The following is a 4366-nucleotide window of genomic DNA, read 5'->3' as shown; positions in this document are numbered from 1 at the left end:
GCAGCAGCCGCCTGATCGGCGCAGAGCGACAGCCTACCTCTGACTGCCGCCAATCTTTGCAACAGAGCCCGCAGGGGTAGTGAATCCGCCAGGATTGACTTGCGCTGCCCTACCTCTCACTAGTGAGGGGCGGCAGCGCATCAAGCGGTGAGCGCACTCCGGCACCGCCAACTTTCAGCACATGCGTGTAAATCATCGTCGTAGAGACGTCGGAATGGCCGAGCAGATCCTGCACGGTTCGAATGTCGTAACCGCTGCGGAGCAAGGCCGTCGCGAACGAGTGGCGGAGGGTGTGCGGTGTGGCGGGCTTCGTGATGCCTGCTTGTTCTACGGCACGTTTGAAGGCGCGCTGAAAGGTCTGGTCATACATGTGATGGCGACGCACGACACCGCTCCGTGGATCGGTCGAATGCGTGTGCTGCGCAAAAACCCAGAACCACGGCCAGGAATGCCCGGCGCGCGGATACTTCCGCTCAAGGGCGTCGGGAAGCGCAACGCCGCTGCGGCCCTCGGCCTGGTCCTTCAGCCACCATGCCCGTGCACGCGACAGCTGCTCGCGCAGGCTGGGTGCCAAGCTCTCGGGTAACATCAAGGCCCGATCCTTGGAGCCCTTGCCCTCCCGCACGATGATCGTGCCGTGATCGAAATCCAGATCCTTGACCCGCAGTTGCAAACCCTCACTGATCCGCATGCCCGTTCCATACAGAAGCTGGGCGAACAAACGATGCTCGCCTTCCAGAAAACCGAGGATGCGAACCACTTCATCCGGGGTCAGCACCACCGGCAAGCGCCGCGACGGCCGAGGTCTTCCGATCTCCTGAAGCCAGGGCAGATCCGTGCACAGCACCTTGCCGTAGAAGAACAGCAAGGCCGCCAATGCCTGACGATGCGTGGAGACCGAAACCTTGCGCTCGTTCGCCAGCCAGGACAGAAATGCCTCGACTTCGCTGCTGCCCAAGGTTGCCGGGTGACGCACACCGTGGAAACGGATGAAGGCACGAACCCAGTGGACATAAGCCTGTTCGGTTCGTAAACTGTAATGCAAGTAGCGTATGCGCTCACGCAACTGGTCCAGAACCTTGACCGAACGCAGCGGTGGTAACGGCGCAGTGGCGGTTTTCATGGCTTGTTATGACTGTTTTTTTGTACAGTCTATGCCTCGGGCATCCAAGCAGCAAGCGCGTTACGCCGTGGGTCGATGTTTGATGTTATGGAGCAGCAACGATGTTACGCAGCAGGGCAGTCGCCCTAAAACAAAGTTAGACATCATGAGGGACTCAGTGACCGCCGAAATTTCGACGCAACTATCCAAGGTGCTTAGTGTTATCGAGCACCATCTGGAACCGACGTTGCTTGCCGTACATTTGTACGGCTCCGCAGTGGATGGCGGCCTGAAGCCATACAGTGATATTGATTTGCTGGTTACTGTGACCGCAAGGCTTGATGACACAACGCGGCGAGCTTTGTTCAACGATCTTTTGGAGGTTTCGGCTTTCCCAGGCGAGAGTGAGATTCTCCGCGCTATAGAAGTCACCATTGTCGTGCACGAAGACATTATGCCGTGGCGTTATCCAGCCAAGCGCGAACTGCAATTTGGAGAATGGCAGCGCAATGACATTCTTGCGGGTATCTTCGAGCCAGCCACGATCGACATCGATCTGGCTATCTTGCTAACGAAAGCGAGAGAACATAGCGTGGCTTTGGTAGGTCCGGCGGCGGAGGAACTCTTTGATCCAGTTCCTGAACAAGATCTAATCAAGGCGCTGAATGAAACCTTGAAGCTATGGAACTCGCAGCCCGACTGGGCCGGCGATGAGCGAAATGTAGTGCTTACGTTGTCCCGCATTTGGTACAGCGCAGCAACTGGTAAAATCGCGCCGAAGGATGTCGCTGCCAACTGGGCAATGGAACATCTACCTGCCCAGCATCAGTCTGTCTTGCTTGAAGCTAGACAGGCTTATCTTGGGCAAGAGGAAGATCGCTCGGTCTTGCGCGCAGATAAGTTGGAAGAATTTATTCACTTCATGAAAAGCGAGATCACCAAGGTGCTCGGCAATGATGTCTAACAATGCGTTCAAGCCGATGCCGCTTCGCGGCACGACTTAACTTCGGCGTTAGATGCACTAAGCACATAATTGCTCACAGCCAAACTATCAGGTCAAGTCTGCTTTTATTATTTTTAAGCGTGCATAATAAGCCCTACACAAATTGGGAGATATATCATGAAAGGCTGGCTTTTTCTTGTTATCGCAATAGTTGGCGAAGTAATCGCAACATCCGCATTAAAATCTAGCGAGGGCTTTACTAAGCTTGCCCCTTCCGCCGTTGTCATAATCGGTTATGGCATCGCATTTTATTTTCTTTCTCTGGTTCTGAAATCCATCCCTGTCGGTGTTGCTTATGCAGTCTGGTCGGGACTCGGCGTCGTCATAATTACAGCCATTGCCTGGTTGCTTCATGGGCAAAAGCTTGATGCGTGGGGCTTTGTAGGTATGGGGCTCATAATTGCTGCCTTTTTGCTCGCCCGATCCCCATCGTGGAAGTCGCTGCGGAGGCCGACGCCATGGTGACGGTGTTCGGCATTCTGAATCTCACCGAGGACTCCTTCTTCGATGAGAGCCGGCGGCTAGACCCCGCCGGCGCTGTCACCGCGGCGATCGAAATGCTGCGAGTCGGATCAGACGTCGTGGATGTCGGACCGGCCGCCAGCCATCCGGACGCGAGGCCTGTATCGCCGGCCGATGAGATCAGACGTATTGCGCCGCTCTTAGACGCCCTGTCCGATCAGATGCACCGTGTTTCAATCGACAGCTTCCAACCGGAAACCCAGCGCTATGCGCTCAAGCGCGGCGTGGGCTACCTGAACGATATCCAAGGATTTCCTGACCCTGCGCTCTATCCCGATATTGCTGAGGCGGACTGCAGGCTGGTGGTTATGCACTCAGCGCAGCGGGATGGCATCGCCACCCGCACCGGTCACCTTCGACCCGAAGACGCGCTCGACGAGATTGTGCGGTTCTTCGAGGCGCGGGTTTCCGCCTTGCGACGGAGCGGGGTCGCTGCCGACCGGCTCATCCTCGATCCGGGGATGGGATTTTTCTTGAGCCCCGCACCGGAAACATCGCTGCACGTGCTGTCGAACCTTCAAAAGCTGAAGTCGGCGTTGGGGCTTCCGCTATTGGTCTCGGTGTCGCGGAAATCCTTCTTGGGCGCCACCGTTGGCCTTCCTGTAAAGGATCTGGGTCCAGCGAGCCTTGCGGCGGAACTTCACGCGATCGGCAATGGCGCTGACTACGTCCGCACCCACGCGCCTGGAGATCTGCGAAGCGCAATCACCTTCTCGGAAACCCTCGCGAAATTTCGCAGTCGCGACGCCAGAGACCGAGGGTTAGATCATGCCTAGCATTCACCTTCCGGCCGCCCGCTAGCGGACCCTGGTCAGGTTCCGCGAAGGTGGGCGCAGACATGCTGGGCTCGTCAGGATCAAACTGCACTATGAGGCGGCGGTTCATACCGCGCCAGGGGAGCGAATGGACAGCGAGGAGCCTCCGAACGTTCGGGTCGCCTGCTCGGGTGATATCGACGAGGTTGTGCGGCTGATGCACGACGCTGCGGCGTGGATGTCCGCCAAGGGAACGCCCGCCTGGGACGTCGCGCGGATCGACCGGACATTCGCGGAGACCTTCGTCCTGAGATCCGAGCTCCTAGTCGCGAGTTGCAGCGACGGCATCGTCGGCTGTTGCACCTTGTCGGCCGAGGATCCCGAGTTCTGGCCCGACGCCCTCAAGGGGGAGGCCGCATATCTGCACAAGCTCGCGGTGCGACGGACACATGCGGGCCGGGGTGTCAGCTCCGCGCTGATCGAGGCTTGCCGCCATGCCGCGCGAACGCAGGGGTGCGCCAAGCTGCGGCTCGACTGCCACCCGAACCTGCGTGGCCTATACGAGCGGCTCGGATTCACCCACGTCGACACTTTCAATCCCGGCTGGGATCCAACCTTCATCGCAGAACGCCTAGAACTCGAAATCTAACGTCCGTTCGGGCATCGAGGTCCATGTCGGGGTGGGACGGGCCCGTGGCTTCAAGATCACTTGCAGTCCGACCGCGATGTCTTGGTTGCGCGAGAGGTTGTCGATATCCTCCACTTCCATCATCAACCCTGGATAATGCCGCCGCCGTCATCGCCGCCGACGCCCGTGCCGGGCTTTTCGGGCCTGTCAGGCTTGCTCGGCCTTCAGCCTGCCTGGGCGAGATCTCCGGCGGACGGATTAACGGCGGAGCTTCGCCGCCTTTCGTGGGCTCTGTTGCAAAAATCGTGAAGCTTGAGCATGCTTGGCGGAGATTGGACGGACGGAACGATGACGGA

5 protein-coding genes are annotated in these 4366 nt (G+C 58.3%); 4 read left to right on the top strand and 1 reads right to left on the bottom strand.

Annotated elements, in window-relative coordinates; genetic code table 11:
* Positions 1-109: 109 nt before the first annotated feature.
* Complete coding sequence (gene intI1, locus ACFPLB_RS14225; protein ID WP_000845048.1) at positions 110-1123, bottom strand: class 1 integron integrase IntI1; 1014 nt, start codon at positions 1121-1123, stop codon at positions 110-112.
* A gap of 145 nt (positions 1124-1268) precedes the next feature.
* On the opposite strand from intI1, the gene ACFPLB_RS14220 reads away from it, so the two are divergent.
* The 4 genes from ACFPLB_RS14220 to ACFPLB_RS14205 all read left to right on the top strand — a co-directional run bounded on the left by ACFPLB_RS14220 (position 1269) and on the right by ACFPLB_RS14205 (position 4031).
* Complete coding sequence (locus ACFPLB_RS14220) at positions 1269-2066, top strand: ANT(3'')-Ia family aminoglycoside nucleotidyltransferase AadA13 (protein ID WP_001424636.1); 798 nt, start codon at positions 1269-1271, stop codon at positions 2064-2066.
* Positions 2067-2222: 156 nt separating this feature from the next.
* Complete coding sequence (locus ACFPLB_RS14215; RefSeq protein WP_000679427.1) at positions 2223-2570, top strand: quaternary ammonium compound efflux SMR transporter QacE delta 1; 348 nt, start codon at positions 2223-2225, stop codon at positions 2568-2570.
* Positions 2564-3403 carry a sulfonamide-resistant dihydropteroate synthase Sul1 gene (sul1, locus tag ACFPLB_RS14210; RefSeq protein WP_000259031.1) on the top strand — a complete coding sequence of 280 codons (840 nt, stop codon included), beginning with the start codon at positions 2564-2566 and terminating at the stop codon, positions 3401-3403. Before ACFPLB_RS14215 ends, sul1 begins: the two co-directional genes overlap by 7 nt.
* A gap of 127 nt (positions 3404-3530) precedes the next feature.
* Positions 3531-4031, top strand: a complete 501-nt coding sequence (locus tag ACFPLB_RS14205) for a GNAT family N-acetyltransferase (RefSeq protein ID WP_000376623.1) — start codon at positions 3531-3533, stop codon at positions 4029-4031.
* Positions 4032-4366: the final 335 nt, after the last annotated feature.

Source organism: Aquamicrobium segne, from assembly GCF_042656785.1.
Taxonomy (GTDB): Bacteria; Pseudomonadota; Alphaproteobacteria; order Rhizobiales; family Rhizobiaceae; genus Mesorhizobium; species Mesorhizobium segne.
This window is presented reverse-complemented; position numbering and strand designations above follow the sequence as displayed.

Coding starts and splice junctions, on each gene's coding strand:
- ACFPLB_RS14220 (WP_001424636.1), top strand. CDS start 1,269: ATGAGGGACTCAGTGACCGCCGAAATTTCGACGCAACTATCCAAGGTG.
- ACFPLB_RS14205 (WP_000376623.1), top strand. CDS start 3,531: ATGGACAGCGAGGAGCCTCCGAACGTTCGGGTCGCCTGCTCGGGTGAT.
- intI1 (WP_000845048.1), bottom strand. CDS start 1,123: ATGAAAACCGCCACTGCGCCGTTACCACCGCTGCGTTCGGTCAAGGTT.
- sul1 (WP_000259031.1), top strand. CDS start 2,564: ATGGTGACGGTGTTCGGCATTCTGAATCTCACCGAGGACTCCTTCTTC.
- ACFPLB_RS14215 (WP_000679427.1), top strand. CDS start 2,223: ATGAAAGGCTGGCTTTTTCTTGTTATCGCAATAGTTGGCGAAGTAATC.